The following is a 744-nucleotide window of genomic DNA, read 5'->3' as shown; positions in this document are numbered from 1 at the left end:
TGAGAGGTAAAATTAGCGAAAAAGAAAGCCCAATTATTAAAGGTGCAAAGGCAGTCTATCGTCCTGTTTTAACCGGAGCGCTGCGTTTTAGATGGCTAGTGGTAGTAGCAGCGAGTGCTTTGGTTGTCGGCAGTTTATGGATGGGCAGTAAATTAGGCTCGGAGTTTATTCCCCAGCTCAATGAAGGTGATATCTTAGTACAGGCAATACGGATCCCTGGGACAGGGGTAGAACAAGCAGTTGAAATGCAAAAAACTCTTGAAGCGAAACTTATGCAGTATGAGCAAGTACAGACGGTATTCGGTCGCACGGGTACGGGTGAGGTCGCCACCGACCCTATGCCGCCCAACATTACTGATACGTTTGTTATTTTGAAGCCTAGGGAACAATGGCCCGATCCATCAATGACTAAAGCCGAGCTAGTCGAAACGTTTGAAGAGGACTTGTTTACCTTGCCCGGCAATAATTATGAATTTACCCAACCTATTCAAATGCGGTTTAATGAATTGATCAGTGGGGTAAGGGCAGATTTGGGCATAAAACTATTTGGGGATGACTTAGATACCCTCTTTGCATCTGCTTCTGACATTTTGTCCGTTATTTCAACGATTGAAGGGGCTGATGACGCGAGGCTTGAGCAGGTAGAAGGCATTCCAATCTTCACCGTCACACCAAAGCCTAATCAATTGGCACGCTTTGGTTTGGATATAGCCGACTTGCAGTTATGGCTCAATGCTGCGACAG

Annotated in this window: 1 protein-coding gene; it reads left to right on the top strand. The window is 45.8% G+C overall.

The genetic code is table 11. The annotated features are described in order from the left end of the window. A partial coding sequence (locus C6Y40_RS14290) for an efflux RND transporter permease subunit (RefSeq protein WP_170308503.1) occupies nt 1-744 on the top strand: 744 nt, incomplete at both ends.

It is taken from the genome of Marisediminitalea alba, from assembly GCF_002993365.1.
Lineage (GTDB): Bacteria > Pseudomonadota > Gammaproteobacteria > Enterobacterales > Alteromonadaceae > Alteromonas > Alteromonas alba.
Note: the sequence above shows the minus strand (reverse complement) of the source record. Positions and strands in the feature narration are given on the sequence as shown.